Origin of the sequence: Aeromicrobium yanjiei (genome assembly GCF_009649075.1) — a bacterium.
Classification (GTDB): domain Bacteria; phylum Actinomycetota; class Actinomycetes; order Propionibacteriales; family Nocardioidaceae; genus Aeromicrobium; species Aeromicrobium yanjiei.
In genome coordinates, this window is the sequence record NZ_CP045737.1 from 1,621,455 (window position 1) to 1,647,428 (window position 25,974).

The window sequence follows — 25,974 nt, forward strand, 5'->3', positions numbered from 1 at the left end:
CCGCGGCACCAAGATTTGGCGGGTTAAGCCCGCCAGATCACGCGGTCCGCGACATACGGAGGGCTTAAGTCGCCAAATCTCGGATCTAGGGGCGGATCCGGGGGCGGCCCGGTCCGGTCAGGAGTCGAGGTTGCGGAGGCGCTCGACGAAGGCCTCGTCTGGGACGACGTCCGAGCCCTGCTGCAGCTCGAGGGGCAGCGCCCCGGCCGTCTTGACCTCGGTGTGGAGCCGCTCCATCGTCACGTCGAGCTCGGTCGCGGTGTCGGCGGCCTGCTTGAGCCCGTCGAGCAGCGACTGGGGGACGTCCTCGCGGTACTTGTAGTGGATCTTGTGCTCGAGGCTGGCCCAGAAGTCCATCGCGATGGTCCGCATCTGCACCTCGACCAGCACCGGCACCTCGCCGTTGCTCATGAACACCGGCACCTCGATGAGGGCGTGCAGGCTGCGATAGCCGTTCGGCTTCGGAGAGGTGATGTAGTCGCGGATGTCGACCACGTTGACGTCCGACTGGCTCGTGAGCAGCTCGAACACGTGATAGACGTCCGAGACGAAGCTGCACGTGACCCGGACGCCGGCGATGTCGGTGATCTTCTCGGTGATCGAGTCGAAGGTCGGCTCGCACCCCTTGCGGCCCATCTTCTCCAGCATGCTGTCGGGGTTCTTGAGCCGCGACGAGATGTTCTCGATGGGGTTGGCGTCGTGCAGGTGGGCGAACTCGTCCCGCAGGATCGACAGCTTGGTGACGATCTCCTCCATGCCGAACTTGTAGCGCATCATGAACCTGGTGAAGTCCTGACGCAGCTGCTCGGAGTCCTCGTCCGTGAAGTCGTCCCCCGGACGATCGAGCAGGCGGCCGAGATCGATCCGCGAGGGCGTGATGTCCACGAGAGCCACTTTAGACAAACGTCCCGAAATCGCTCCGTGTGGCCCACGTCTCACGCCGAGCGCGGGGGCTACGCCTTCTTGGCCTTGCTCGGCTGCACCCGCTTCGGCTCGCCCGGCATCTTCGGGTACTCGGGGGGGTAGGGCATCTCGACCGGGTCGGCGGCCCAGAGCTCCAGGAGCGGCTCGAGCGAGTGGTGGACGTCGTCGATCTCGGCCCACGCGTCGCCGTCGGCCGCGAGCTTGTCCGGCACGGTGTGCAGCGTGAACGCCTGCGGGCCGTCGAGGGCCGCGAGCTCGTCCCAGGTCACCGGCATGGAGACCGTCGCACCCGGGGCGGGCCGCAGGCTGTACGCCGAGGCGATCGTGCGGTCGCGGCAGTTCTGGTTGAAGTCCACGAAGATGTTGTCGCCGCGCTCCTCCTTCCACCACGCGGTCGTCACGCCGTCCGTGCGGCGCTCGAGCTCGCGGGCGAACGCGATCGCCGCATGGCGTACGTCGGTGAACGTCCAGGACGGGGCGACGCGCGCGTAGATGTGGACGCCGCGCTTGCCGCTGGTCTTGGCGAATGCGCGGATGCCCAGCTCGGCGAACAGGTCGCGAGCGACCGCGGCGACCCGCACCGCGTCCGCGAACGTCGCGGCGCCGAACGGATCGAGATCGATGCGCAGCTCGTCGGGCCGGTCGTTGTCGATGCGGCGGGTCGGCCACGGGTGGAACGTGATCGCCCCCATGTGGGCCGCCCAGGCCGCGACCGCGATCTCCGTCATGCACATCTCGTCCGCGGGACGGCCGGACGGGAACAGCACCTGCGTGCTCTCGACGTACGAAGGAGCGCCGCGCATCATCCGCTTCTGGTAGAACGCGTCGCCGTGGCTGTCCGCCCGGGTCGACATGACCATGCCCTCGCGCACGCCCTTGGGCCAACGCTCCAGTGCGACCGGCCGGTCCTGCAGGGCGCGCATCAGGCCGTCGGCGACCGCGACGTAGTACTCGGCGACCATGACCTTCGTGACCTCGGGCGAGGCGTCGGTCGCCTCGAAGATCACCCGGCTCGGGCTCGACACCCGGACCGACCGTCCGCCTGCCTCGATCTCGACCGCGTCGCTCGCCATGGGACGACTGTAGGGCGCGATGTGACGTTCGGCATGGGTCGGACGTGGCGCAGGGGGTACGAAAGAGGTCCCCGAACAAGGAGTTGGCAGTGAAGGTCCTCATCGTTCTCACCTCGCACGACAAGCTCGGCGACACCGGCAACAAGACCGGTTTCTGGCTCGAGGAGCTTGCCGCTCCCTATTACGAGCTCACGAAGGCCGGCATCGAGGTCACGCTCGCCTCGCCCGAGGGTGGTCAGCCGCCGCTGGACCCCAAGAGCAACGAGCCCGACGCCCAGACCGACGACACCCGGCGGTTCGAGGCGGACCCCGACGCAAAGTCGGCCCTGGCTTCGACCGTGCGGCTCGACAGCGTCGACCCGACGGCGTTCGACGCGGTCTTCTACGCCGGCGGTCACGGCCCGCTGTGGGACCTCGCGGGCGACCCGGCCTCGAAGGCGGTCATCGAGGGCGCCCTCGCCGCGGACAAGCCGGTCGCGCTGGTGTGCCACGCGCCCGGCGTGCTGCGCGACGTCACGACGCCGTCCGGCGCCCCGCTGGTCGAGGGCAAGGACGTCACCGGGTTCACCAACACCGAGGAGGAGGGTGTCGGCCTGACCGACGTGGTCCCCTTCCTCGTCGAGGACATGCTCAAGGAGAAGGGCGCCCACTACTCCAAGGGTGACGACTGGGGTCCGTACGTCGTGCGCGACGGCCTGCTCATCACGGGGCAGAACCCCGCGTCGTCCGCGCCGGCCGCGGCCGCGCTGATCGAGCTGCTGCAGGGCACCGCGAAGCCGTAGACCGCGGTGTCGGCGCCCGTTGCAAGGATGGGCGCATGGGAAGCAGCAGCAGGCAGCGCCGTGACGCCCGGCGACGAGTCGTAGGGCGGTCGACGGCTCCGGACGACGTCGAGGCGCTGATCGACGTCGCGTGCCGGTTCGCCGTCGCCGCCCCGTCCGCCGCGAAGCCCAGGATCGCGGTGCTCAACGAGCTGTCGGCGACGGCGAGGGGTCGCGCGGACGACCCGGCCGCCCTGGTCGTCGACGACGTGCTCGCGCGCATCGCGGGCGCCTGGGAGCACGGCTGGCAGCCGGACGACCTGGTGCACGTCGTCCACCGGCGCGGCTCCAAGGGGGCCGCCCGGTGGGTGACCCGCGCAGTCCTCGTCGAGGCACGTCGCTGTCCGACCCGCGAGGCCGCCCCGCCGGCGTGGACGGACCAGCTCCGTACGCTCGAGCAACGCGCGGGCAGCGGGCACGAGCCGGCCGGCCTGCTGCCGAGCGGCGGCGGTGCGAGCGTGGAGCAGTGGCTCGACGCTCTGGTCACGCTCGACCTGCTGCGCGTGCTGCCCACCTCGCAGCTGCTCATGCCCCCGCCGTCGCGGTGGACCAGGAGCAGCCCCGCGGGGTCCGCCTCGCCCCGGCCCACCGAGCAGCGCACCAAGATGCTGTCGAAGGTCCGATCGCTGCTGGCCAAGGCGGAGTCGACCGAGTTCGCGGCCGAGGCCGAGGCGTTCACGGCCAAGGCGCAGGACCTGATGACCCGCCACTCGATCGACGAGGCGCTGCTCGCGGCCGACGTGGGGGAGTCCTTCGACGTCGGCGGCGTGCGGGTGCTGATCGACCAGCCCTACGCGCTGGAGAAGGCGACGCTGCTCCACGTCGTGGCCGAGGCCAACCGGGTCCGCGCGGTCTGGAACGACTTCTCGGCGTGCGTGACGCTGATCGGCCTGCCGGCCGACGTCGAGCAGGTCGACCTCCTGTTCACCTCTCTGCTCGTGCAGGCGACCCGGTCGATGACCCAGGCCCACGTGTCGGGCGCGGCCTTCCGCCGCGCGTTCCTGCACGCGTTCGCGGTCCGCATCGGCGAGCGCCTCACCACGGCCACGCACGAGGCGGAGGCGAGCTACGGCCAGGCGCTCGTGCCGGTCCTGGAGCGCCAGGCCGAGGCCGTCTCCGCGCACGTCGACCGGTTGTTCCCGCACCTGACGACCGGATCGCGGCGCCGCCAGCTCGACGCCCGGGGCTGGGACGCCGGCACCCGCGCGGCCGACGCCGCGGTGCTGCCGGCCGGTGCGGTGGAGTCCCACTAAGGCTGTCCTTCGTTGAACCGGCGGAATCAATAACGGCACACTGGTGTTGTGAAATACATGCAGCCAGTGGAGAAGGTGTCGGTCGACGACGCTCCCACTCGTACGCGTGTCACCAAGAGCATCATGGAGAACGGCCCGTCCACCGCCGCCGATCTGGCGCTGCGGCTGCACCTCACCCCGGCAGCGGTCCGCCGCCACCTCGACCAGCTGCTCGCCGACGGCATCCTCGAGGCGCGTGACCAGCGGGTGATCGGCCAGCGCGGCCGCGGCCGCCCGGCCAAGGTCTTCGCACTCACGGACGCGGGCCGCTCGACGTTCGACAGCTCGTACGACGAGCTCGCGGTCGAGGCGCTGCGCTTCCTGGCCAAGACCGGAGGGGACGACGCCGTCATGGCCTTCGCCCGTCACCGGCTCAGCGACCTCGAGGACCGTTACCGTCCGCTGCTCCAGCTCGCCGACCCGGCCCAGCGACCGCAGGTGCTGGCCGATGCATTGAGCCGCGACGGCTTCGCGGCGTCCATCGGCACCACCCCGGCCGGCTCCCAGATGTGCCAGCACCACTGCCCCGTCGCCCACGTGGCGGTCGAGTTCCCCCAGATGTGCGAGGCCGAGAGCGAGATGTTCGCGCGTCTCCTCGGCACCCACGTGCAGCGGCTCGCAACGATCGCCCACGGCGACGGCGTCTGCACGACCCACCTGCCACACACCCCAGACACCCCCAGCTCCACCGCAGCAGAGAGGTTGCCCTCATGACGACCACGTCAGAGACCACTGCACCATCCAACGGCGTACCCAACGCGATCGAGGAGGCCAACCCCGGCCTCAAGGACGTGGGGCGATACGAGTTCGGCTGGTCCGACACCGACGTCGCCGGCGCCAACGTCCAGCGCGGCCTCAGCGAGGACGTCGTCCGCAACATCTCGGCGCTCAAGAGCGAGCCCCAGTGGATGCTGGACCTGCGCCTGAAGGGCCTCAAGCTCTTCGGCCGCAAGCCCATGCCGACGTGGGGCTCCGACCTCAGCGGCATCGATTTCGACAACATCAAGTACTTCGTCCGGTCGACCGAGAAGCAGGCCGCGACGTGGGACGACCTGCCCGAGGACATCAAGAACACGTACGACCGTCTGGGCATCCCCGAGGCCGAGAAGCAGCGCCTCGTCTCCGGTGTCGCCGCGCAGTACGAGTCCGAGGTCGTCTACCACTCGATCCGTGAGGACCTCGAGGCCCAGGGCGTCCTGTTCCTCGACACCGACACCGCGCTCAAGGAGCACCCCGAGCTCTTCCAGGAGTACTTCGCGACCGTCATCCCGGTCGGCGACAACAAGTTCTCCGCGCTCAACTCGGCCGTCTGGTCGGGCGGCTCGTTCATCTACGTGCCCAAGGGCGTCCACGTGGACATCCCGCTGCAGGCCTACTTCCGGATCAACACCGAGAACATGGGCCAGTTCGAGCGCACGCTGATCATCGCCGACGAGGACTCGTACGTGCACTACGTCGAGGGCTGCACCGCGCCGATCTACTCCAGCGACTCGCTGCACTCCGCGGTCGTCGAGATCATCGTCAAGAAGGGCGCCCGCGTCCGCTACACGACGATCCAGAACTGGTCGAACAACGTCTACAACCTGGTCACCAAGCGCGCGGTCTGCGAAGAGGGCGCCACGATGGAGTGGGTCGACGGCAACATCGGCTCCAAGGTCACCATGAAGTACCCCGCGGTCTACCTCATGGGCGAGCACGCCCGTGGCGAGACGCTGTCCATCGCCTTCGCGGGCGAGGGCCAGCACCAGGACGCCGGCGCCAAGATGGTGCACGCGGCCCCCAACACGTCCAGCTCGATCCTGAGCAAGTCCGTCGCGCGCGGCGGTGGACGTACGTCGTACCGCGGCCTGCTGCAGGTGCTCGAGGGTGCCGAGGGCTCGGCCAGCACGGTCAAGTGCGACGCGCTGCTGGTCGACCAGATCAGCCGCTCGGACACCTACCCGTACGTCGACGTCCGCGAGGACGACGTGACCCTCGGCCACGAGGCGACCGTCTCCAAGCTCAGCGACGACCAGCTCTTCTACTTCATGTCACGCGGCATGGAGGAGGACGAGGCGATGGCCATGATCGTCCGCGGCTTCGTCGAGCCGATCGCTCGCGAGCTGCCCATGGAGTACGCGCTCGAGCTGAACCGTCTCATTGAACTCCAAATGGAAGGGGCAGTCGGTTGAGCACTAGCACCTCATCTCTGGCAGAAGCCCTGGAGCTCGCTCCAGTCGAATCACATCTTCACCCCGAGGGGTCGTTCGACCTGGCCGACCACGAGGTGCCCACGGGCCGCGAGGAGATCTGGCGGTTCACGCCGCTCAAGCGCCTCCGCGACCTGCACAAGGACGCCCCGCTCGACGGTGACGACTTCCGTGTCGAGGTCGACGCCGCTCCCGGCGTGACCGCCGTGTCCGTCCCCGTCGCGGAGTCCGCGCGCGGTCTGTCCGGCTACGTACCGGTCGACCGGGTGTCCGCCCGCGCCTGGGCCGCAGCGTCGTCGGTCTTCGAGGTCACGATCCCGGCCGAGGCCGAGATCGAGCAGGCGACGACGCTGCTGCTGTACGGCGGCGGCGTCGAGAAGGCCGCGGCCGGGCACCTGCTCGTCCGCGCCGGCCGGTTCAGCCGCGCCGTCGTCATCGTCGACTACGTCGGGTCGGCCACGTGGGCCGAGAACATCGAGATCGTCCTCGAGGACGGCGCCGAGCTGACCTTCGTGACAGTGCAGGACTGGAACGACGACAGCGTCCACGTCGTCACCCAGCACGCCCGTGTCGGTCGCGACGCGACGTTCAAGCACGTCGCAGTGTCGCTGGGCGGCGACGTGCTGCGCGCCAGCACCTCGGCCGACTACGTCGGCACCGGCGGCAGCGTCGAGCTGCTGGGCGTCTACTTCGCCGACGCCGGCCAGCACATCGAGCACCGCCTCTTCGCCGACCACACGGCCCCCAAGACCAAGAGCGACGTGCTCTACAAGGGTGCGCTGCAGGGTCAGGACGCCCACACGGTGTGGATCGGCAACGTGCTGATCCGCAAGGAGGCCGAAGGGATCGAGACGTTCGAGCAGAACGACAACCTCGTGCTGACCGACGGCGCCAAGGCCGACTCGGTGCCCAACCTGGAGATCGAGACCGGCGAGATCGAGGGCGCGGGTCACGCGTCCACGACCGGCCGCTTCGACGACCAGCACCTGTTCTACCTGCAGAGCCGCGGCATCCCCGCGGAGGAGGCCCGTCGCCTCGTCGTCCACGGCTTCTTCAACGACATCATCCGCCGCATCGGCGTGCCCGAGCTGCAGGAGCGGCTCACCGCGTCGATCGAGGACGAGCTCGCCGAGCACGTGGGACGGCTCGACGGATGAGTTTCGTCGAGGCCGCCAAGCTCGCGGACGTCCCTGACGGGGGAGCGCTCGCCGTCGAGGTCGAGGGCACCGAGGTCGCCCTCGTGCGTGACGGCGACGACGTCTACGCGGTCCGGGACGAGTGCTCGCACGCGTCGATCCCGCTGTCCGAGGGCGATGTCGAGGGCTGCGAGATCGAGTGCTGGCTGCACGGATCGCGCTTCGACGTCCGCACCGGCAAGCCGCTGAACTACCCGGCCACCGAGGCCGTCCCGACCTATTCCACCCAGATCGAGGGAGACACCGTGATGGTCGATCTCTCCACCCCCAGGAGCTGAACATGGCAACACTCGAGATCAAGGACCTGCACGTCTCGGTCAACACCGAGGAAGGCGCGAAGGAGATCCTCCGCGGCGTCGACCTGACGATCAAGAGCGGCGAGGTCCACGCCATCATGGGCCCCAACGGCTCGGGCAAGTCGACCCTCGCGTACTCGATCGCCGGTCACCCCAAGTACACGATCACCCAGGGCAGCGTGACCCTCGACGGCGTCGACATCTTGTCGATGACGGTCGACGAGCGCGCCCGCGCGGGCCTGTTCCTCGCGATGCAGTACCCCGTCGAGGTCCCCGGCGTCTCGGTCGCCAACTTCCTGCGCACCGCCAAGACCGCGATCGACGGCCAGGCGCCCAAGCTCCGCACGTGGGTCAAGGACGTCAACGAGGCGCTCGAGCGGGTCACCCTCGACAAGGAGTTCGCTCAGCGCAGCGTCAACGAGGGCTTCTCCGGCGGCGAGAAGAAGCGCCACGAGATCGCCCAGCTCGAGCTGCTGAACCCCAAGTTCGCGGTGCTGGACGAGACCGACTCCGGACTGGACATCGACGCGCTGCGCGTCGTCTCCGAGGGAGTCAACCGGTTCAGCGCGCAGGGCGACCGTGGCGTGCTGCTGATCACGCACTACACGCGCATCCTGCGCTACATCAAGCCCGACTACGTGCACGTGTTCGTCGCGGGCCGGGTCGCCGACCAGGGCGGACCCGAGCTGGCCGACGAGCTCGAGGCCAACGGCTACGACAAGTACGTCAAGGCTGCTGCCGAGGCTGTGACGCCGGCGTGACCGTCGTCGAGGGCACGACCGCGTACGACGTCGCGAGCCTCAGAGGTGACTTCCCGATCCTGGGCCGTCGCCTGGCCGGCGACCTCCCGCTGGTCTACCTCGACAGCGCGAACACGTCGCAGAAGCCGCGACAGGTCATCGACGCGATCGCCGACCACTACCAGCACCACAACGCCAACGTCGCTCGTGCGATGCACCAGCTCGGTGCCGAGGCGAGCGAGGCGTTCGAGCTGGGCCGCACCAAGGTCGCGAGCTTCATCGGCGCACCGAGCCGCGAAGAGGTCATCTTCACCAAGAACGCCTCCGAGGCGCTCAACCTCGTGGCGCGGGTGCTGGGCGACGCGGGGCGGGTCGGTGAGGGCGATGAGGTCGTCATCACCGAGATGGAGCACCACTCCAACATCGTGCCGTGGCAGCAGCTGACCCAGCGCACGGGCGCGAGCCTGCGCTGGTTCGGCGTGACCGACGAGGGCCGGCTCGACCTGGACGACATCGACGGGCTCATCACCGAGCGGACCAAGATCGTCTCGCTGACCTGGGTCTCCAACATGCTCGGCACGATCAACCCGCTCGACACGATCATCGCCAAGGCCCACGCGGTCGGCGCGCTGGTGGTCGTGGACGCGTCGCAGGCCGTGCCGCAGATCCCCGTCGACGTCGCAGCGCTCGGCGCCGACTTCGTGGCCTTCACGGGTCACAAGCTGGTCGGGCCGACCGGCATCGGCGTCCTGTGGGGCCGCTACGACCTGCTCGCCGAGCTGCCGCCGTTCCTCGGTGGCGGCGAGATGATCGAGACCGTCACGATGGGGGAGTCCACGTACGCCCCGCCGCCGGCACGGTTCGAGGCCGGCACGCCGCCGATCGCGCAGTCGGTCGGTCTCGGTGCAGCGGTCGACTACCTCAGCGCGATCGGCATGGAGAACATCGCCGCCCACGAGCAGGCCATCACGGCGTACGCGCTGGAGGCCATGCAGGAGATCGAGGGCCTCACGGTCATCGGCCCCAAGGAGCCGGTCATGCGCGGGGGAGCGATCAGCTTCACCCTCGAGGGCGTGCACCCGCACGACGTCTCGCAGCTGCTCGACTCGCGCGGCGTCGCCGTCCGGGCCGGTCACCACTGCGCCAAGCCCGCTCACCTGCGGTTCGGTGTGCAGTCGACGACGCGTGCGTCGTTCTACCTCTACACGACCGAGCTGGAAATTGATGCGCTCGTCGAGGCGTTGCACCACACCAAGAAGTACTTCGGAGCCTGAGAGGAGGTCTCGTGAACGTCGCAGCATCGAACATGGACGCGCTCTACCAGGAGATCATCCTGGATCACTACAAGCACCCGCACGGGGCTGGACTTCGCGAGCCCTACGAGGCTGAGGTCCACCACGTCAACCCGACCTGCGGCGACGAGGTCACGCTGCGCGTGCACCTCGACGGCGAGACCGTCTCCGACGTCTCGTACGCCGCGCAGGGCTGCTCGATCAGCCAGGCGTCGGTGTCGGTGCTCAACGACCTCGTCCTTGGCAAGTCCGTCGACCAGGGCATGGCCGTGCTCGACAGCTTCACCGAGCTCATGCAGGGCAAGGGCAAGGTCGAGCCCGACGAGGACGTCCTCGAGGACGGCATCGCCTTCGCCGGCGTCGCCCAGTTCCCGGCCCGCGTCAAGTGCGCGCTGCTGGGCTGGATGGCCTGGAAGGACGCCGTCTCGCAGGCCCTCGTCACCAACGTTTCGTCAACCACGGGAGATCCCGCATGACCACCGATCACAGTGACCTGCCCGAGGTGTCGACGGCTCCCGCCGGCGCCACCACGACCGAGGACGTCCTGGAGGCGATGAAGGACGTCGTCGACCCCGAGCTCGGCATCAACGTCGTCGACCTCGGTCTCGTCTACGGCGCCGAGGTCGACGAGCACAGCAACACGGTGCTGTCGATGACGCTGACGTCCGCGGCCTGCCCGCTGACCGACGTCATCGAGGACCAGACCCGCGCGGCGCTCGACGGCATCGTCAACGACTTCCGGATCGAGTGGGTCTGGATGCCGCCGTGGGGCCCCGACAAGATCACCGACGACGGCCGCGAGATGCTGCGCGCCCTCGGCTTCAACATCGGCTGACGCGCGCCTCCCGTCCGCTGACGCGCGCCTCCCGGCGTGGGGTGACGGAGGGTGAGGGTTTGGGGTTGCTGACGCTGCCGCAAGCCCTCATCGTTCGTCCCGGCTGGCCGCGGGGCGACGTGAGATGAGGGATTGCGGCTGTTGGGGGTGCCGTAAGCCCTCATCGTTGGTCACCCCCATGTGACTGCAAACACCACAACTCTCCCCTCGGCGGACGCAACCCTCCCCTCAGCGGGGGCGTACGATGAATAGGTGAGTTTCTACCAGCGGGAGTGACGTCGAGCCCTGGCTCCGTCGACCCCCCACTCACCCATATCGAAGGTTGTTCATGCTCACCGTCTCCAATGTGGAGCTGCGCTTCGGCGCGCGCGTCCTGATGTCCGATGTCTCCTTCCGTGTCGACAAGGGCGACAAGGTCGGGCTCGTCGGACGCAACGGCGCCGGCAAGACCACCCTGACGCGGATGCTCTCCGGCGACGGACAGCCCGCGGCCGGGTCGATCACGTCGACCGGCAAGATCGGCTACCTGCCGCAGGACCCCAAGTCCGGTGACCTGTCGACGACCGCGCGGGACCGCATCCTCGGCGCACGCGGCCTCGACGAGGCGCTCACCGCGATGCGCAAGGCCGAGATCGACATGGGCTCGCCCGATCCGGAGATCGCCGAGAAGGCCATGAAGTCGTACAGCCGCGCCGAGACGCTGTTCGGGGCCGGTGGCGGGTACGCCGCGGAGTCCGAGGCTGCCACGATCTCCCACGCGCTGGGACTGCCCGACCGCGTGCTGGAGCAGCCGCTGTCGACGCTCTCGGGCGGTCAGCGCCGCCGCATCGAGCTCGCGCGCATCCTGTTCTCCGACGCCGACACGCTCCTGCTGGACGAGCCGACCAACCACCTGGACGCCGACTCGGTCACCTGGCTGCGCGGCTTCCTCAAGACGTTCAGCGGCGGCGTGGTGATCATCAGCCACGACGTGGACCTGATCGAGGAGACCGTCAACAAGGTCCTCTACCTCGACGCCAACCGCGGCACGATCGACATCTACAACATGGGCTGGGCGTCGTACGTCAAGCAGCGCGAGGCCGACGAGGCCCGGCGCAAGCGCGAGCGCGCCCTGGCGGTCAAGAAGGCCGACGCCCTGACGAGCCAGGCCAACAAGTTCCGCGCGAAGGCGTCCAAGGCGTCCACGGCCCAGCAGATGCTGCGCCGGGCCGAGCAGCTCGTCTCCGGACTCGAGGGCGAGCGCGTGCAGGACAAGGTCGCCAACATCAAGTTCCCCAAGCCCGCCCCGTGCGGCAAGACCCCGCTCATGGCCGAGGGCCTGTCCAAGTCGTACGGCTCGCTCGAGATCTTCACGGGCGTGGACCTCGCGATCGACCGCGGCAGTCGCGTCGTCATCCTGGGCCTCAACGGCGCGGGCAAGACGACCCTGCTGCGCATGCTGGCCGGCACCCTCACGCCCGACACGGGCGAGCTGCAGCCGGGCCACGGCCTCAAGATCGGCTACTTCGCGCAGGAGCACGAGACCCTCGACACCTCCCGCACGGTGCTGGAGAACATGCAGGCCTCGGCCCCGCAGCTCACCGACACCGAGGCGCGCAGCGTCCTGGGATCGTTCCTGTTCAGCGGCGACGACACCTCGAAGCCCGCAGGCGTCCTGTCCGGCGGCGAGAAGACCCGTCTGGCGCTCGCGAGCCTCATCGTCTCCAGCGCCAACGTCCTGCTGCTCGACGAGCCGACCAACAACCTGGACCCCGCGTCACGCGAAGAGGTCCTGCGCGCCATCCGTACGTACGAGGGAGCCATCGTGCTCGTGTCGCACGACGAGGGCGCCGTGCGGGCGCTCGAGCCCGACCGGGTGCTGCTGCTCCCCGACGGCGACGAGGACCTGTGGTCCGAGGACTACCTCGACCTCGTCACGCTGGCCTGAGGGCGGCCGGCCCCGTCAGCTGACGGGGCTGCGCTCCTTCGCCGGCGCGAATCCGTCGATGCGGGTCGGCTTGCGGCGCTCCTTGGCCTCGGCGCGCGCGAACCAGAAGTAGCCGACGACGGCCAGCAGGGCGAAGAACCACCACTGCAGGGCGTAGAAGAAGTGTGGGCCCTGGCCGAGCTCGGGGTGGGGCTGGGCGGCCAGGTCGTCCGAGGCCGGGGGCGTCTGCTCCTGCAGGTTCACGTAGCCGTCGAGCAGGTCGTACGGCACGAAGTCGGCCATGCCCTCGCTGGACACCGCGCGGACCTGGCCACCGTTGGGCTTGACCGCGTCCCCGCCGGCTCCGTTGTTCTGCCGCAGCCAGCCCTCGACGGTGACCTCGCCGCTCGGCGGCTCCGACACGTCGGGGCGGGTGACGTTGTTCTCGGTCTCGACCCAGCCGCGGTTGATGAGGATCGCGTCACCGGAGTCGAGGACCAGGGGAGTGATCACGTCGGCGCCCGGGGCGCCGTCGCGGGTCGTGAACTTGACCGTGACCTCGTGCTCGACGTCGTACGTGCCGGTCGCCCTCACCCGGGTCCACTCCGAGGTCTCGTCGACCTTGGCGCCGGCCGGCAGCGCCTTCGTCAGGTCGATCGGATCGGCCTTGAAGTGCGCCGTGATGACGTCGTTGCGGTCCAGGCGGTGCTCGAGCTTGTGCATCTGCCAGAGCCCCAGACGGGTGCAGACGGCCGCCAGGACGACCACGAAGATCGCGAATCCGATCCAGCGCGCACTCAAGATGAAGCGATACACACCCCGACGTTAGTTCGTCGCCCCAAAGATCACTCAGCCGGGCTGGGAGGGGGCGCCTAGGATGAAGCAATGGAGCTGATCGACAGTCACGGGCGGGTGGCCACCGATCTGCGCGTGTCGCTGACCGACCGCTGCAATCTGCGCTGCCAGTACTGCATGCCCGCCGAGGGACTGGACTGGCTGCCCACCGAGGACACGCTGACCGACGACGAGCTGGTCAGGCTGATCACGATCGGCGTCGAGGTGCTGGGCATCCGCGACGTCCGCTTCACCGGGGGCGAGCCGCTGCTGCGTCGCAGCCTGCCGGCGATCATCGCGGCCACCAAGGCGCTGCCGTCCAACCCGCGCACCGCGATGACGTCCAACGGGCTCGGGCTCAAGCACACCGCGCGCGCACTCGCCGAGGCCGGACTGGACCGGGTCAACATCAGCCTCGACACGACCGATCCCGCGACGTTCGAGCGCATCACCCGTCGCAACCGGCTCCACGACGTGGTCGCCGGACTCGCCGCCGCCCGCGACGCGGGCCTGACGCCGGTCAAGATCAACGCGGTGCTGCTGCGCGGCATCAACGACCTCGAGGCGCCCGATCTGCTGCGCTGGGCCATGGACCACGACTACGAGCTGCGGTTCATCGAGCAGATGCCCCTCGACGCCCAGCACGGCTGGAACCGCGAGGCGATGGTCACCGCCGACGAGACCCTCACACTGCTGGGCGAGCACTTCACCCTCACGGGCCTCGACGGACGCGGCTCGGCACCCGCGGAGAAGTTCCTCGTGGACGACGGACCGCACACGGTCGGCATCATCGGATCCGTGACGCGACCGTTCTGTGGTGACTGCAACCGCGTACGCCTGACCGCCGACGGCCAGATCATGAACTGCCTGTTCGCCCGCGAGGAGTCCGACCTGCGCGCCGCGATGCGCGGGGGAGCGTCCGACGTGGAGATCGCCGAGCGCTGGGCGGCGGCGATGATGACCAAGCTGCCCGGCCACGGCATCGCCGACCCGACGTTCCTGCAGTCGTCGCGCCCGATGTCCGCGATCGGCGGCTGACGCCCTACTCGACGGGGACGGTCTGCTTCCAGAAGCCGCGGGCCCCGAGGAATGCGCGGAGCGTCTCCTCGTGCTCGTCGCACGCGAGCCAGATCTTGCGACGATCGGGCGTGTGCAGCTTGGGGTTGTTCCACATGACCTGGTGCTGTGCCTCGGCCGGGCACCCCTTGGCCGAGCAGATGAGCGCCTCAGCCATGGTCGAGGGGGGTCGAGCGGGGGCCTTCGATCTGCTTGCCCGGCTCGGGGCCGAACGGCGACGGGCCGTCGCCCTTCTTGCGGACGCCCGCATTGGCGAAGATCACCGCGACGTACGGCAGGAAGATCGCGCCGACGAACATCAGCCAGCCGATCACGGCCCACGGCATGGGCTGCATGACGAGCACGACGCCGCCCAGGAAGCACACGGTGCGGACCAGCATCGAGAACGCATAGCGCTTCTCACGTCGAACCCGATCCTGGGTCTGCGACTCCGCCGCGGACGTGATCGAGAAGACCTGCTGCTTGCGGGGTTCGCGTGACTCGGGCACCCTCCCACTCTACGTCGGGGCTCCGAGGCTGCATGATGGGCACATGACTGACCGCACATACCGCATCACCGAGATCGTCGGCACCTCTCCGGATGGCATCACCGAGGCGGTGGACAACGGCATCAGGCGCGCGGGCCAGACCCTGCGCCACCTCGACTGGTTCGAGGTCACCGGCATCCGTGGACAGATCACCGACACCGACGTGTCGCACTACCAGGTGACGATGAAGCTGGGCTTCCGCCTCGAGGACGACGAGTGATCCTCAGTCCCGGGTCGTGAACGTCCGCAACAGCGCGGCCGACGCCGCCAGCACGACGACGACGGTGCCGTAGACGTACGTCGTCTCGGCCAGACCCAGGTGTGGTGCGGCGATGCCGGCGGCGACCGCCGGCACGCCGAACGCCAGGTAGCTCACGACGTACACCGACGCGAACAGCTCTCCACGCTCGTGTGGTGCCGCCGTGGGTGTGATGGAGCGCATGATGCCGAAGAACGACGCGCCGAAGCCCGTCCCCGCGACGACGGCGGCCGCCACGAAGGCCGCGTAGGAGCCGGCGGCGAGGGCAAGGAGCGACAGCGCCGTGCCGGCGGCCAGCGCCGTGGTGCCGAAGATCGTGACCTGCCGGGGCGAGTGGTGGCGCGCGACGAAGCACGTCACGGATCCGACGCCGGTCAGCACCGCCACCACGAGACCCTGCTCGAGGTGGGTCGTCCCGCCGAGCTCCTGCCCGACCAGGGGAGCGCCGAGCGACAGGTAGAGACCGCCGGTCGCCCACCCCGCGAACACCGCGGGGGCGCTGCGCAGGAACGGTGCGCGGGCGGCCACGGGCAGGCCCACCCGGGGCAGGAATGAGCGCGCGAGTCCCGTGCGCCGGGGTGACGTCTCGGGCACGAGCCACACGGCCGCGGCGATCACCAGGTACGCCGCGGTGAGCCCGCCGAACACGACGGCCGGCGCGGATGACGAGTGGTCGAGCAGCAGGCCCGCGAACAATGCGCCCGCTGCGAGCCCGCCAAGCGGGCTGACGCTGTTGAGCGTCGCGGCCGACCCCGGCCGAGTCGGCGGCTCCAGATCGACCACGGCGGCCGAGAGGGACGACATGAGCAGGCCTGCGGCGACGCCCTGCACGATCCGGGCCGCGAACAGCACGGCGACCGTGTCGGCGTGCCAGAACGCGACCATGCTCACGGCCAGCACGACGAAGCCGGCCGAGACCACCGGCTTGCGGCCCAGGTGATCCGAGAGCGACCCGGCGACCAGGAGCGTCAACAGGAGCGCGACGGCGTACACCGCGAAGATCGCCGTCATGGTGGCGGCGGAGAAGCCGATCTCCTGCTCCAGCACCGGGTAGAAGGGCGAGGGGGCGCTGGCGCCGACCATCAGCGCGACGACGGCGGTCACCGCGAGCGCGAAACCGTAGGTGCGGAGGGTGCGGCCGGGACGGGCGGCGGTGGTCACGGACATGTCGGCTCGCAGATCGTTCGAAAATTATGGAACTCGAGCGACTCTACTCGACTTTCACCATTGTTCAAGTATTCTCGAACCATGGCGACGATTGCACCGCTGCCGCACCCGTCCATCGAGGACGTCGCACTGACCGACGTCCTGTTCGCGCTGAGCGACCCGGCGCGTCTGGAGATCGTGCGCGAGCTCGCGGACGGCCCGCTCGGGATGGCCGAGTGCGGGGCCACCAACCCCGACCTGCCCAAGTCGACCAAGTCGCACCTCATGAAGGTCCTGCGCGAGGCAGGCATCGTGCGCAACGAGCCCGACGGGCGGCGCCGGGTCGTGACCCTGCGACGTGACGAGCTCGACGCCGCGTTCCCGGGCCTGCTGGACTCGGTGCTGGGCGCCCGCGACTAACCGGCGTCGGCGGCGTCCGCTGCCTCGACCTCCTCGCGCGTGATGCCGAGCAGGTAGATGATCGCGTCGAGGTAGGGGACGTTGACCGACGTCCTGGCCTGCTCCTGCACGAGCGGCTTGGCGTTGAATGCGATGCCGAGGCCCGAGGCGGCGAGCATGTCGAGGTCGTTGGCACCGTCGCCGATCGCGACGGTGTTCTTCACCGGGATGCGCGCGGCCTCGGCGAACGTGCGCAGCGCCTCGGCCTTGCCCGCGCGGTCCACGATGCGCCCCGAGATGCGGCCGGTCAGCCGCCCGTCGACGACCTCGAGATCGTTCGCGGCGTAGTAGTCGATGTCGAGCTCGGCCGCGATCTTCTCGATGATCTGGGTGAAGCCGCCACTCACGAGCGCGAACCGGTAGCCGAGGCGCTTGAGCGTACGGATCATGGTGCGGGCGCCCGGCGCGTACGTCAGCGTGTCGTAGACCGCGTCCAGCGCGGACTCCTCGACGCCCTCGAGCAGCGCGACCCGGGCGATCAACGACTGGGCGAAGTCGAGCTCGCCGCGCATCGCGGACTCGGTGATCCGGGCGACCTCGTCCTCGCACCCCGCGTGGGCGGCGATCATCTCGATCACCTCGCCCTGGATCAGCGTCGAGTCCACGTCCATCACGACGAGGCGCTGGGCGTGGCGCAGGATGCCGTTCTCCTGCACCGCGACGTCCACGCCCTGCTCGTACGCCACGGCGGCCAGGTCGGCCTGCAGCTGATCGGGGTCGGCGCCCGAGACCTCCATGCGGATCGCGGTGACGGGGTAGCGCGCCATGCGGACGATCCGGTCGATGTTGCCGCCGTCGTCCTTGATCCGCTGAGAGATCGCGGCCATCGCGGCCGGCTGCAGGGGAGCGCCCAGCACCACGACCTGGGACCGGCCGACGCGGCGGGGGCGGTTGTCGCCCGTCCCGTGCTCGACGCTGACCTCCAGCCCGAACGCGGCGCCGACCGAGTCGACCGTCGCGGCGAGGGCGTCGACGTCGGACGGGACGGTCAGCAGGACGCTCAGGATGAGGCGTCCGCGGACGACGAGCTGCTCGACGTCGATCACCTCGACCCCGTAGGGCTGCAGATCGGCGAACAGGCGCGTCGTGACGCCGCTCTGGTCGGGACCGGTGAGGGTCACGAGGACGGTGGGGTCGGTGAAGTGCAGCGTGGGCACGGGATCGGTCATCGCACCCGAGGCTATCGCTGAGCCTCACCGGGCTCGCGATAGGTTGACACCACCGCCCCGCACCGCCGACCAGGAGGGTTCATGCCTGCAGCTTTCGAGCTCACCCACGTGAGTGTGGAGCGATCGGGCAAGGCGTTGCTGGACGACGTGAGCTGGACGGTCGGTGAAGGCGAGCGCTGGGTCGTGCTCGGTCCCAACGGAGCGGGCAAGACGACCCTCCTGCAGGTCATCGGGGCCATGCTGCACCCGACCAAGGGCACCGTCGAGATCCTCGGCGACACGCTCGGCCAGGTCGCCGTCGCCGAGCTGCGCACCCGCATCGGCCACACCAGCACCAAGGTCGCCGACCGCATCCCCCCGGCCGAGTCCGTACGCGATGCGGTGCTGTCGGCCGCCCACGCGGTGACCGGGCGCTGGCACGAGGAGTACGACGAGGAGGACCTCGCCCGCGCGGAGCAGATCCTGGGCGAGTGGGGCGTCTCGGCGCTCGCGGGCCGGACCTTCGGCACGCTGTCCGAGGGTGAGCGCAAGCGCGTGCTGATCGCTCGCGCGCTCATGACCGACCCCGAGCTGCTGCTCCTCGACGAGCCGGGCGCAGGACTCGACCTCGGTGCGCGCGAGGACCTGCTGGCGAGCCTCGAGATGCTCTCCCGCGCCGACGACTCACCCGTGCTGGTGATGGTGTCGCACCACGTCGAGGAGATCCCGGTCGGGTTCACCCACGTGCTGCTGATGCGCGACGGCAAGGTCGTCGCGCAGGGCCCGCTGGAGACGACCCTGACAGCGGACAATCTCGGCGTCACCTTCGGCCAGCGCATCGCGCTGGACCGCGCGGGTGGACGCTATGCGGCTCGTCGGGCAGCATACGGACGACGCGCCGACCGAAGCCACCAGACAGGGGACACCGCATGATCGACTGGATGCAGGAGCACGCCTGGGCGACCTGGCTCGGGCTGGCCGTGGTCCTGGCGCTCATCGAGCTCGTGAGCCTCGACCTGGTCCTGCTGATGTTCGCGATCGGGGCCCTGTCGGCCGCTGTCGTCGCGGCGGTCGGTGGCCCGGTCTGGCTCGCGATCGTCGTGTTCGCACTCGTGTCGGTGATGCTGCTGTTCCTGGTCCGTCCGCCCGTCGTCGAGAAGCTGCACGCCGGGCCGACCCTGAAGACCGGTCCCGAGGCGCTGGTCGGCGCGACCGGCATCGTGGTCGAGCCCGTCACCCCGCTGGACGGACGCATCCTGTTGCGCGGTGAGATCTGGTCGGCTCGCGCGATGGACGACGCTGCGTACGAGACCGGCCACCACGTCCTTGTCACCCAGATCGACGGCGCCACCGCCGTCGTCACCTCCAAGGAGATCTGATGTCAGCAGCACTCATCGTGCTCATCCTGCTCGCCGTCCTGGCGATCGTGGTCGTCTCCATGACGGTCAAGATCGTGCCCCAGGCGCGATCGGGGATTGTCGAGCGATTCGGCAAGTACCGCACGACCCTGTCGGCCGGCCTCAACATCGTCGTGCCGTTCATCGACAAGGTCCGCTACGTGATCGACCTGCGCGAGCAGGTCGTCTCGTTCCCGCCGCAGCCGGTCATCACCGAGGACAACCTCGTGGTCTCGATCGACACGGTCATCTACTTCCAGGTGACCGACCCGGTCGCCGCGACGTACGAGATCGCCAACTACATCCAGGCGATCGAGCAGCTCACCATGACGACGCTGCGCAACATCACCGGTGGCATGACGCTGGAGCACGCGCTGACCAGCCGTGACCAGATCAACTCCGGCCTGCGCGGCGAGCTGGACTCCGCGACCGGCAAGTGGGGCATCCGCGTCAACCGGGTCGAGCTCAAGGGCATCGACCCGCCGCCGTCGATCATCGACGCGATGGAGCAGCAGATGCGCGCCGAGCGCAACAAGCGTGCCGCGATCCTCACGGCCGAGGGCGAGCGCCAGTCCGCGATCCTGACCGCCGAGGGCGACAAGCAGTCGGCCATCCTGACCGCCGAGGGCCAGCGCCAGGCGCAGATCCTCACCGCTCAGGCCGACCGGCAGGCGCAGATCCTGCGCTCGCAGGGTGAGGCCCAGGCCATCCAGACGGTCTTCCAGGCCATCCACGACGGCAACCCGGACCAGAAGCTGCTGTCCTACCAGTACCTGCAGATGCTGCCGAAGATCGCCGAGGGCGACAACGCCACGACGTGGATCATCCCCGCCGAGCTCACCAAGGCGCTCGGCACGCTGGGCGGCACGATCGGCTCGATCCCCGTCGACGGTGGCGGCAGCAAGACCCGCGTGGACTACGACGCGTCGATCGAGGACGACGTCGCAGCCGACACCGCGGCGACCAACGAGGCGGTCCAGGAGGCGCTGGACGCGGCCAAGGCGGCGGAGAACCCGGCGACCACTGCCGCGGACCTGCCGTCGCAGGAGGAGCCCCCGCCGCCGCCCCCCGCGGGCGGGACTCCGCAGGCCTGACACCGGCTGGGCGAGGCGTTCTGTGCAGACGCGCGGATACTGAAGAGGTGACCGCGTGCACGCAGGACTCCTCGCCCGACCGGGTGCGCCCGTGAGCGCGCCATGAAAAGGGTCGAGTCCAACGGGGACCGCTCGACGAACGGCCTGCTGCTCGCACTGAGCGGCGTCCTGGTCGTCGCGGCCGCGCTCATCGCGGTCTCGGCGCTGACAGTGGGCACCGACGACGTCCCGGACCGCTCCACCGGGCAGCCTCCGGTCACGCAGCAGCTCCCGGCACCGACAGCGACACCGACCACCACGATGGCTCCGGTCCAGCCGGCCGACGAGGCCGTCAGGCCCGAGCCGGCCCGCGTCCGCTCGGGCGTCGCCCCGGCCTGGGTGGACCGGATCGCGGCGGGCACCGGGATCGGGCCGGTGGCCGTGGAGGCGTACGGCGCGGCGTCGCTGCGCCTGGCCAGGGAACGGCCCGCGTGCCGGTTGGGCTGGACGACCCTCGCGGGCATCGGCGCGGTCGAGTCGGGCCACGGCACCGAGGGCGGTTCCCGGCTGCGCACCGACGGGACCACGACCCGCAAGATCCTCGGGCCCGCGCTCGACGGCACGGCAGGCAACGGGAGCATCCGCTCGGACCGGGACTCCGCGCGCCTGCACGGTGACGCGCAGTGGGACCACGCGATGGGACCCATGCAGTTCATCCCGTCCACGTGGCAGCGCTGGCGCTCAGACGGCAACCGCGACGGGGTCGCGGACCCGCACAACATCTTCGACGCGGCCTACGCGGCCGGTCGATACCTGTGCGCGTCCGGCGGTGACATGACGACCGGCCCGGGGTGGACCCGGGCGGTGTTCTCCTACAACCACTCCGACGCGTACGTCCTCAGCGTCCTGGCCCGGGCCAACCGCTACGCAGGCGACTGACCCCGGGCCCGACAACCCAGCCCAGATTTGCGGACTCCTGCACGGTTCCGCCCCTCCGGGGCGGTGCAGAACTCCGCAGATCTGGGCTGGGTGGGGGGACGGTCAGTGGGCGTACGTGCCGTGGATGATCGCGCGACCCAGCGTCTTGAACGCCAGGTTGAAGCCGACGACCGCGGGGGAGACGGACGAGTCGACGCCCAGCGTCTCCTCGCCCACCGCGTGGACCACGAAGAAGTAGCGGTGGACCTGATCGCCCTCCGGCGGCGCCGCGCCGGTGAAGCCGAGGCCGCCACCGTCGTTGCGCACGTGGAACGCGTTGCCGGGCAGGGTGTCGTCGGAGGCGCCGGCGCCCGCGGCGAGCTCGGTCACGTCGGCGGGGATGTCGACGGCGACCCAGTGCCAGAAGCCGGACACCGTCGGCGCGTCGGGATCGAAGCACGTGACGACGTACGACTTGGTGCCCTCCGGGGCGCCGCTCCACGACAGCTGCGGCGACGTGTCGCCGGCGGCGCCGACCTGGTCGTCCTTGAGGGGCTGGCCGTCCGTCACGTCGTCACTCTTCACGGTGAACGAGGCGACGGCGGGCAGCAGCGGGTACGGATCGGGTGTGACGGGGCGTTCGAGGCTCATGGTCGATAGGCTAACGCGGTGGCTGCGATCGTACGATTGGACGACCTCGATGATCCGCGACTCCGGGACTACGTCGACCTGCGCGACGTCCAGCTGCGGCTGCAGCTGGAGTCCGAGCGCGGTCTGTTCCTGGCCGAGGGGGAGAAGGTCGTGCGGCGCGCGGTCGAGTCCGGGCACCGGCCCCGCTCGTTCCTGATGTCGCCGCGCTGGCTCGACGGCCTCGCCGACATCCTCGACGCCACCGACGCGCCGTGCTTCGTGCTCGACGACGCCGCGATCGAGAAGCTCACGGGATTCCACGTGCACCGCGGGGCGCTCGCCGCCCTCGAGCGTCCCGACCTCCCGTCGCCCGAGCAGGTGCTGGCGGACGCCCGCCGGGTCGTGGTGGTCGAGGACCTGGCCGACCACACCAACGTGGGCGCGATCTTCCGCAGCGTCGCGGCGCTGGGCTTCGACGCCGTGCTGCTCTCGCCGCGGTGCGCGGACCCGCTCTACCGCCGGGCCATCAAGGTCTCGATGGGATCGGTGTTCTGGCTGCCGTACGCCCGCGTGGACGACTGGTACACCGCCCCGGACCTGCTGCGCGCCGCGGGCTACACGACGTACGCGATGACGCTCGCCGACGACAGCGTGCCGATCGACGAGGTGGACCACGACGTCGAGCGTCTGGCGCTGGTCGTGGGATCCGAGGGCCACGGTCTGAGCGCGCGGTGGGAGCAGGGGGCGGACCACCGCGTCACGATCCCCATGGCGGCGCAGATCGACTCGCTCAACGTCGCGTCGTCCGTCGCTGTCGCGTGCTGGGAGCTGCGCGCCCGCGCCTAGGTGTCCTGGGTGTCCTGGGTGTCGAGTGCGCGGCCGATGAGCGCCAGCGCTGCTGCGACGACCTCCGCGACATAGACGACGGTCTCCTCCGAGGTCGGCGTGTAGAACGTCGGGTGCGCGCAGTCGTCGCGGCGCTGGAGCAGGATGCCCAGGTCGTCGACCTCGGCGAGATCGACGAGGCCGAGCTGCGACAGCATCTCCAGCAGGAGCTCGCCGCTGGTGTGCATCGAGAGGTCCTCGACGGTCGTGCCCTTCCAGGAGGGGCGGACCGCGCGCACCGCGCCGAACTCGTCGGCCGCGAGGATCGTCAGCGCGGTCGCGGCGAAGGCGTTCCACACCGAGACGTGCGCGGGGCGGTGCAGCTCGTGGCTGAGGCACTCCAGGGCCTCGCTGTGCGCCGCGGTGAGGCGTCGCATCGCGGTCAGCCGCTCGCGGGCGGTGAGCTTGATCGTCCCCGACGGCTGCTGCTGGGTGGGCACGAGGACCGTCACGGTGAAGTCGGAGTGCTCGCACAGCACCAGGAAGCACTCGGCGGTGCGGGCGATGTGGTGCTCGGCGTACTCGGTGTGCCGGCGGATGACCCGGGCGAGGGCCTCTGCCGGCTGGTCGTAGGCGTCGTTGAAGCGCTGGAACAGCGGCGCGTACGCCGACCGCACCGCGGTCGCGAGGACGACGGCGGACTGGTCGGGGCGGCGGTAGCGGCTCCAGATGATCGTGGGGCGGCCGGCGCCGTCGATGAAGCCCAGGGCTCGCAGGAGCCCGACCATGTGGATGCCCTCGCCCTCCGGGAGGCCGTTGGCCTCGAGGAATTGCCCGGTGACCTTGCGGGGGACGGTGGCCGAGCGGATCGTGCGCAGCACGATCGGGATCGACGACGGGACCGTCGTGTGTGGCATCCCTGCCATCGATCCCTCCTTCATTCGTCCGGACCCAAATCTACCGGGCGGCACCCACAGATCACGCAGCCCGGCGTCGCCGCCGAGCGGTGGGTTCAGTCCTCGTCGTCGTCGTCGACGAGGATCGTGACGGGCCAGTCGTCGGGGTAGTTGTCGGCCAGCTCCTGGTGCTGCTTGTAGAGCTTCTTGCGCGCCCGCTCGGGGACGCGGTCGCCGAACACGGTGCCGAAGAGGTGATCGGTCTCGTGCTGCAGGCAGCGGGCCAGGAGACCGGTGCCGTGGAACTCGACCGGCTCGCCGTTCTCGTCCTGACCGGTCACGTGGGCGACGTCGGGGCGGGCGCACGACGTGAAGGCGCCGGGGAGCGACAGGCAGCCCTCGTCCTCGTCCTCGAGGTGGCGGTCCTTGCCCTCGGGCAGCGTGAGGACGGGGTTGCACACCACGCCGCGGACGATGTTGTCGTCGCCGTCGGGGCAGTCGAACACGAAGACCTTGAGATCGACGCCGACCTGGTTGGCGGCCAGGCCCACGCCGCGGGCTGCGTACATCGTGGCGACCATGTCGGCGACCAGGGTTCGCAGCTCGTCGTCGAAGACCGTCACGTCGGCGAGCTCATGGTGCATGACCGGCGTCCCCCAGCGGGTGATGGGCAGGACGGAGCCTCCCTCGGGCAGGGGACGGGACTGGGAGGCGAGGCTTGACACGTGGACGGGGCTCCTTGGGTTCGGTGGCCCAAGGTTATCCGGCTGGCGACCCGGCCCGAGGTGCTGGCCCCCCGGGCCCGAGGTGGAATACGATGGTCACCCCGACCGCGTAACTCCCAGTTACATGGTCGTCGGGGCGGGCATGCTCGCCCGCACACACACTTCGAGGAGTTCTTGTGGCCACTCGGCGAGACCCCATGGGCATCGGGCTGGCGGTGCTGAATCGCATCGCGAGCTCATCGGCCGTCGACAGGCTCGGCCTGCGCAGGACTGCGGAGCGCGCGGTGTACGAAGGGGCGAGGAGCGGTTTCCGCGTCGCGGGCGCCACCAGCCGGGCCTTCCGGCACGTCAAGGGCGGCGGCGCGCCCGCGCGTCTCGCGCGTACGCCCGACAGCGGTGTGTTCGACCTCGAGCCGACCGAGGACCAGCAGATGATCGTCGGGGTCATCCGCGAGTTCGCGGCCGAGGTGCTGCGTCCCGGCGCGGCCGAGGCCGAGAGCGCGAATGACACCCCCAAGGAGGTGCTTGCGCAGACCAGCGAGCTCGGCCTGCCGCTGCTCAACATCCCCGAGAGCCTCGGGGGACTGTCCGAGGATCGCTCGGCCGTCACGGGGGTGCTCGTGGCCGAGGCGCTCGCCGAGGGCGACATGGGCCAGGCCGTCGCGTGCCTGGCGCCGGCCGCGGTCGCCACGGCGATCTCGCTGTGGGGCTCCGACGCGCAGCAGCAGACGTACCTGCCGGCCTTCGCGGGTGACGACATCCCCGCCGCGGCGCTCGCGATCGCCGAGCCCCGGCCCCTGTTCGACCCCTTCGACCTGGAGACCACGGCAGAGGCCACCGACGACGGCTACGTGCTCAACGGGGTCAAGTCCGGTGTCGTCCGCGGCAGCGAGGCCGAGCTGTTCGTCGTGGCGGTCGAGCTCGACGGCGGCGGTCCGATGCTCGTGCTGGTGGAGTCCAGCACGCCCGGCGTCACGATCGAGGCCGATCCGAGCATGGGCCTGCGGGCCGCGGGGCTGACCCGGTTGATCCTGGACGACGTGCGGATCGACCGCGACGCGGTGCTGGGCGAGGGCAGCGCGGACGACTACCGCGAGTGCGTCCGGCTGTCCCGCCTCGCGTGGGCCGGGCTCGCGCTCGGCACCGGAGCGGCCGTCCTGGACTACGTGAAGGACTACGTCAAGACCCGCTCGGCGTTCGGCGAGCCCATCGCGCATCGCCAGGCGGTCGCATTCATGGTCGCCAACATCGCGATCGAGCTGGAGGGCATGCGCCTGGTGACCCTCAAGGCGGCGTCCCGTGCCGAGCAGGGCCTGAACTTCTCCCGCGAGGTCGCGCTCGCCCGGCGGCTCACGGGGGAGTACGGCATGAAGATCGGCACCGACGGCGTCCAGCTGCTGGGTGGCCACGGCTTCGTCAAGGAGCACCCGGTGGAGCGGTGGTATCGCGATCTGCGAGCCGTCAGCCTGATGGAAGGAGCAGTCCTCGTCTGAGGG

Annotated in this window: 30 protein-coding genes; 20 read left to right on the top strand and 10 right to left on the bottom strand. The window is 69.9% G+C overall.

What is annotated here, in order from left to right; genetic code table 11:
* Positions 1-117: 117 nt before the first annotated feature.
* Together GEV26_RS08030 and GEV26_RS08035 are read right to left on the bottom strand one after the other, a co-directional pair.
* Positions 118-885: a GTP pyrophosphokinase gene (locus tag GEV26_RS08030; protein WP_243839026.1), complete on the bottom strand. Its 768-nt coding sequence runs from the start codon at positions 883-885 to the stop codon at positions 118-120.
* Between the two features lie 68 nt (positions 886-953).
* Complete coding sequence (locus tag GEV26_RS08035; RefSeq protein ID WP_153652584.1) at positions 954-1,997, bottom strand: DNA polymerase domain-containing protein; 1,044 nt, start codon at positions 1,995-1,997, stop codon at positions 954-956.
* 89 nt (positions 1,998-2,086) lie between these two features.
* On the opposite strand from GEV26_RS08035, the gene GEV26_RS08040 reads away from it, so the two are divergent.
* From GEV26_RS08040 to GEV26_RS08090, 11 genes are all read left to right on the top strand, one after another.
* Positions 2,087-2,779: a type 1 glutamine amidotransferase domain-containing protein gene (locus GEV26_RS08040; RefSeq protein WP_153652585.1), complete on the top strand. Its 693-nt coding sequence runs from the start codon at positions 2,087-2,089 to the stop codon at positions 2,777-2,779.
* 35 nt (positions 2,780-2,814) lie between these two features.
* The gene (locus tag GEV26_RS08045; RefSeq protein WP_153652586.1) at positions 2,815-4,071 is read left to right on the top strand and encodes a DUF2786 domain-containing protein; all 1,257 of its coding nucleotides are present in this window, start codon (positions 2,815-2,817) and stop codon (positions 4,069-4,071) included.
* Between the two features lie 57 nt (positions 4,072-4,128).
* Positions 4,129-4,824: a helix-turn-helix transcriptional regulator gene (locus GEV26_RS08050; protein WP_153655015.1), complete on the top strand. Its 696-nt coding sequence runs from the start codon at positions 4,129-4,131 to the stop codon at positions 4,822-4,824.
* Complete coding sequence (gene sufB, locus GEV26_RS08055; RefSeq protein ID WP_153652587.1) at positions 4,821-6,281, top strand: Fe-S cluster assembly protein SufB; 1,461 nt, start codon at positions 4,821-4,823, stop codon at positions 6,279-6,281. Before GEV26_RS08050 ends, sufB begins: the two co-directional genes overlap by 4 nt.
* A complete protein-coding gene (gene sufD, locus GEV26_RS08060; protein ID WP_153652588.1) occupies positions 6,278-7,456 on the top strand; it encodes a Fe-S cluster assembly protein SufD in 1,179 nt (392 codons plus the stop codon). Before sufB ends, sufD begins: the two co-directional genes overlap by 4 nt.
* Entirely contained in the window at positions 7,453-7,773 is a 321-nt protein-coding gene (locus GEV26_RS08065) for a non-heme iron oxygenase ferredoxin subunit (RefSeq protein WP_153652589.1), read from the top strand. Before sufD ends, GEV26_RS08065 begins: the two co-directional genes overlap by 4 nt.
* A gap of 2 nt (positions 7,774-7,775) precedes the next feature.
* Positions 7,776-8,552: a Fe-S cluster assembly ATPase SufC gene (gene sufC, locus GEV26_RS08070; protein ID WP_153652590.1), complete on the top strand. Its 777-nt coding sequence runs from the start codon at positions 7,776-7,778 to the stop codon at positions 8,550-8,552.
* The gene (locus GEV26_RS08075; protein WP_153652591.1) at positions 8,549-9,805 is read left to right on the top strand and encodes a cysteine desulfurase; all 1,257 of its coding nucleotides are present in this window, start codon (positions 8,549-8,551) and stop codon (positions 9,803-9,805) included. The genes sufC and GEV26_RS08075 overlap by 4 nt, the downstream gene beginning before the upstream one ends.
* Before the next feature lie 32 nt (positions 9,806-9,837).
* Positions 9,838-10,299, top strand: a complete 462-nt coding sequence (sufU, locus tag GEV26_RS08080; protein ID WP_153655016.1) for a Fe-S cluster assembly sulfur transfer protein SufU — start codon at positions 9,838-9,840, stop codon at positions 10,297-10,299.
* Positions 10,296-10,658 (top strand): metal-sulfur cluster assembly factor, encoded by a 363-nt coding sequence (locus GEV26_RS08085; protein ID WP_153652592.1) that lies wholly within the window; start codon positions 10,296-10,298, stop codon positions 10,656-10,658. The genes sufU and GEV26_RS08085 overlap by 4 nt, the downstream gene beginning before the upstream one ends.
* Before the next feature lie 328 nt (positions 10,659-10,986).
* A complete protein-coding gene (locus tag GEV26_RS08090; RefSeq protein WP_153652593.1) occupies positions 10,987-12,585 on the top strand; it encodes an ABC-F family ATP-binding cassette domain-containing protein in 1,599 nt (532 codons plus the stop codon).
* Positions 12,586-12,600: 15 nt separating this feature from the next.
* Here the strand turns inward: GEV26_RS08090 and GEV26_RS08095 are convergent, their stop codons facing one another.
* The gene (locus tag GEV26_RS08095) at positions 12,601-13,380 is read right to left on the bottom strand and encodes an SURF1 family cytochrome oxidase biogenesis protein (protein WP_153652594.1); all 780 of its coding nucleotides are present in this window, start codon (positions 13,378-13,380) and stop codon (positions 12,601-12,603) included.
* Positions 13,381-13,449: 69 nt separating this feature from the next.
* On the opposite strand from GEV26_RS08095, the gene moaA reads away from it, so the two are divergent.
* On the top strand, positions 13,450-14,436 hold the full coding sequence (moaA, locus tag GEV26_RS08100; protein ID WP_153652595.1) for a GTP 3',8-cyclase MoaA: 987 nt from the start codon (positions 13,450-13,452) through the stop codon (positions 14,434-14,436).
* 4 nt (positions 14,437-14,440) lie between these two features.
* Here moaA and GEV26_RS08105 read toward each other — a convergent pair whose 3' ends face one another.
* Both GEV26_RS08105 and GEV26_RS08110 read right to left on the bottom strand, forming a co-directional pair.
* Positions 14,441-14,632: an acetone carboxylase gene (locus tag GEV26_RS08105; RefSeq protein WP_153652596.1), complete on the bottom strand. Its 192-nt coding sequence runs from the start codon at positions 14,630-14,632 to the stop codon at positions 14,441-14,443.
* A complete protein-coding gene (locus GEV26_RS08110; protein ID WP_153652597.1) occupies positions 14,625-14,963 on the bottom strand; it encodes a DUF3099 domain-containing protein in 339 nt (112 codons plus the stop codon). Before GEV26_RS08110 ends, GEV26_RS08105 begins: the two co-directional genes overlap by 8 nt.
* Positions 14,964-15,006: 43 nt before the next feature.
* Here GEV26_RS08110 and GEV26_RS08115 point away from each other — a divergent pair, with 43 nt between their 5' ends.
* Complete coding sequence (locus tag GEV26_RS08115) at positions 15,007-15,222, top strand: dodecin (RefSeq protein ID WP_153652598.1); 216 nt, start codon at positions 15,007-15,009, stop codon at positions 15,220-15,222.
* A gap of 3 nt (positions 15,223-15,225) precedes the next feature.
* Here the strand turns inward: GEV26_RS08115 and GEV26_RS08120 are convergent, their stop codons facing one another.
* Positions 15,226-16,428, bottom strand: coding sequence for an MFS transporter (locus tag GEV26_RS08120; protein WP_153652599.1), 1,203 nt, complete (start codon positions 16,426-16,428; stop codon positions 15,226-15,228).
* An 81-nt stretch (positions 16,429-16,509) separates the two neighbouring features.
* On the opposite strand from GEV26_RS08120, the gene GEV26_RS08125 reads away from it, so the two are divergent.
* Positions 16,510-16,827, top strand: coding sequence for an ArsR/SmtB family transcription factor (locus tag GEV26_RS08125; protein WP_153652600.1), 318 nt, complete (start codon positions 16,510-16,512; stop codon positions 16,825-16,827).
* On the opposite strand, the gene serB is transcribed toward GEV26_RS08125, so the two are convergent.
* A complete protein-coding gene (serB, locus tag GEV26_RS08130; protein ID WP_153652601.1) occupies positions 16,824-18,035 on the bottom strand; it encodes a phosphoserine phosphatase SerB in 1,212 nt (403 codons plus the stop codon). The two genes, GEV26_RS08125 and serB, sit on opposite strands and share 4 nt — an antisense overlap.
* Positions 18,036-18,116: 81 nt before the next feature.
* On the opposite strand from serB, the gene GEV26_RS08135 reads away from it, so the two are divergent.
* The 4 genes from GEV26_RS08135 (at position 18,117) to GEV26_RS08150 (ending at position 21,423) form a co-directional block, all read left to right on the top strand.
* Complete coding sequence (locus tag GEV26_RS08135) at positions 18,117-18,947, top strand: ABC transporter ATP-binding protein (RefSeq protein ID WP_153652602.1); 831 nt, start codon at positions 18,117-18,119, stop codon at positions 18,945-18,947.
* Positions 18,944-19,393, top strand: coding sequence for an NfeD family protein (locus GEV26_RS08140; RefSeq protein ID WP_153652603.1), 450 nt, complete (start codon positions 18,944-18,946; stop codon positions 19,391-19,393). Before GEV26_RS08135 ends, GEV26_RS08140 begins: the two co-directional genes overlap by 4 nt.
* Positions 19,393-20,505: an SPFH domain-containing protein gene (locus GEV26_RS08145; protein ID WP_153652604.1), complete on the top strand. Its 1,113-nt coding sequence runs from the start codon at positions 19,393-19,395 to the stop codon at positions 20,503-20,505. Before GEV26_RS08140 ends, GEV26_RS08145 begins: the two co-directional genes overlap by 1 nt.
* A gap of 102 nt (positions 20,506-20,607) precedes the next feature.
* Positions 20,608-21,423, top strand: coding sequence for a lytic transglycosylase domain-containing protein (locus GEV26_RS08150; protein WP_153652605.1), 816 nt, complete (start codon positions 20,608-20,610; stop codon positions 21,421-21,423).
* Between the two features lie 102 nt (positions 21,424-21,525).
* Here GEV26_RS08150 and GEV26_RS08155 read toward each other — a convergent pair whose 3' ends face one another.
* Entirely contained in the window at positions 21,526-22,053 is a 528-nt protein-coding gene (locus GEV26_RS08155; RefSeq protein ID WP_153652606.1) for a YbhB/YbcL family Raf kinase inhibitor-like protein, read from the bottom strand.
* A gap of 18 nt (positions 22,054-22,071) precedes the next feature.
* On the opposite strand from GEV26_RS08155, the gene GEV26_RS08160 reads away from it, so the two are divergent.
* Positions 22,072-22,878, top strand: coding sequence for a TrmH family RNA methyltransferase (locus tag GEV26_RS08160; RefSeq protein WP_153652607.1), 807 nt, complete (start codon positions 22,072-22,074; stop codon positions 22,876-22,878).
* Here GEV26_RS08160 and GEV26_RS08165 read toward each other — a convergent pair.
* Complete coding sequence (locus tag GEV26_RS08165) at positions 22,875-23,783, bottom strand: DUF5343 domain-containing protein (protein WP_153652608.1); 909 nt, start codon at positions 23,781-23,783, stop codon at positions 22,875-22,877. The two genes, GEV26_RS08160 and GEV26_RS08165, sit on opposite strands and share 4 nt — an antisense overlap.
* Before the next feature lie 86 nt (positions 23,784-23,869).
* Complete coding sequence (def, locus tag GEV26_RS08170) at positions 23,870-24,478, bottom strand: peptide deformylase (protein ID WP_153652609.1); 609 nt, start codon at positions 24,476-24,478, stop codon at positions 23,870-23,872.
* A gap of 176 nt (positions 24,479-24,654) precedes the next feature.
* Here def and GEV26_RS08175 point away from each other — a divergent pair, with 176 nt between their 5' ends.
* On the top strand, positions 24,655-25,971 hold the full coding sequence (locus GEV26_RS08175; RefSeq protein ID WP_243839027.1) for an acyl-CoA dehydrogenase family protein: 1,317 nt from the start codon (positions 24,655-24,657) through the stop codon (positions 25,969-25,971).
* Positions 25,972-25,974: the final 3 nt, after the last annotated feature.

Excerpts from the sequence above, each read along its gene's own strand:
- GEV26_RS08035 (WP_153652584.1), bottom strand. The coding sequence starts at position 1,997 with ATGGCGAGCGACGCGGTCGAGATCGAGGCAGGCGGACGGTCGGTCCGG.
- GEV26_RS08045 (WP_153652586.1), top strand. The coding sequence starts at position 2,815 with ATGGGAAGCAGCAGCAGGCAGCGCCGTGACGCCCGGCGACGAGTCGTA.
- GEV26_RS08050 (WP_153655015.1), top strand. The coding sequence starts at position 4,129 with ATGCAGCCAGTGGAGAAGGTGTCGGTCGACGACGCTCCCACTCGTACG.
- sufB (WP_153652587.1), top strand. The coding sequence starts at position 4,821 with ATGACGACCACGTCAGAGACCACTGCACCATCCAACGGCGTACCCAAC.
- GEV26_RS08065 (WP_153652589.1), top strand. The coding sequence starts at position 7,453 with ATGAGTTTCGTCGAGGCCGCCAAGCTCGCGGACGTCCCTGACGGGGGA.
- sufC (WP_153652590.1), top strand. The coding sequence starts at position 7,776 with ATGGCAACACTCGAGATCAAGGACCTGCACGTCTCGGTCAACACCGAG.
- sufU (WP_153655016.1), top strand. The coding sequence starts at position 9,838 with ATGGACGCGCTCTACCAGGAGATCATCCTGGATCACTACAAGCACCCG.
- GEV26_RS08085 (WP_153652592.1), top strand. The coding sequence starts at position 10,296 with ATGACCACCGATCACAGTGACCTGCCCGAGGTGTCGACGGCTCCCGCC.
- GEV26_RS08090 (WP_153652593.1), top strand. The coding sequence starts at position 10,987 with ATGCTCACCGTCTCCAATGTGGAGCTGCGCTTCGGCGCGCGCGTCCTG.
- moaA (WP_153652595.1), top strand. The coding sequence starts at position 13,450 with ATGGAGCTGATCGACAGTCACGGGCGGGTGGCCACCGATCTGCGCGTG.
- GEV26_RS08105 (WP_153652596.1), bottom strand. The coding sequence starts at position 14,632 with ATGGCTGAGGCGCTCATCTGCTCGGCCAAGGGGTGCCCGGCCGAGGCA.
- GEV26_RS08115 (WP_153652598.1), top strand. The coding sequence starts at position 15,007 with ATGACTGACCGCACATACCGCATCACCGAGATCGTCGGCACCTCTCCG.
- GEV26_RS08120 (WP_153652599.1), bottom strand. The coding sequence starts at position 16,428 with ATGTCCGTGACCACCGCCGCCCGTCCCGGCCGCACCCTCCGCACCTAC.
- GEV26_RS08125 (WP_153652600.1), top strand. The coding sequence starts at position 16,510 with ATGGCGACGATTGCACCGCTGCCGCACCCGTCCATCGAGGACGTCGCA.
- serB (WP_153652601.1), bottom strand. The coding sequence starts at position 18,035 with ATGACCGATCCCGTGCCCACGCTGCACTTCACCGACCCCACCGTCCTC.
- GEV26_RS08135 (WP_153652602.1), top strand. The coding sequence starts at position 18,117 with ATGCCTGCAGCTTTCGAGCTCACCCACGTGAGTGTGGAGCGATCGGGC.
- GEV26_RS08140 (WP_153652603.1), top strand. The coding sequence starts at position 18,944 with ATGATCGACTGGATGCAGGAGCACGCCTGGGCGACCTGGCTCGGGCTG.
- GEV26_RS08145 (WP_153652604.1), top strand. The coding sequence starts at position 19,393 with ATGTCAGCAGCACTCATCGTGCTCATCCTGCTCGCCGTCCTGGCGATC.
- GEV26_RS08150 (WP_153652605.1), top strand. The coding sequence starts at position 20,608 with ATGAAAAGGGTCGAGTCCAACGGGGACCGCTCGACGAACGGCCTGCTG.
- GEV26_RS08155 (WP_153652606.1), bottom strand. The coding sequence starts at position 22,053 with ATGAGCCTCGAACGCCCCGTCACACCCGATCCGTACCCGCTGCTGCCC.
- GEV26_RS08165 (WP_153652608.1), bottom strand. The coding sequence starts at position 23,783 with ATGGCAGGGATGCCACACACGACGGTCCCGTCGTCGATCCCGATCGTG.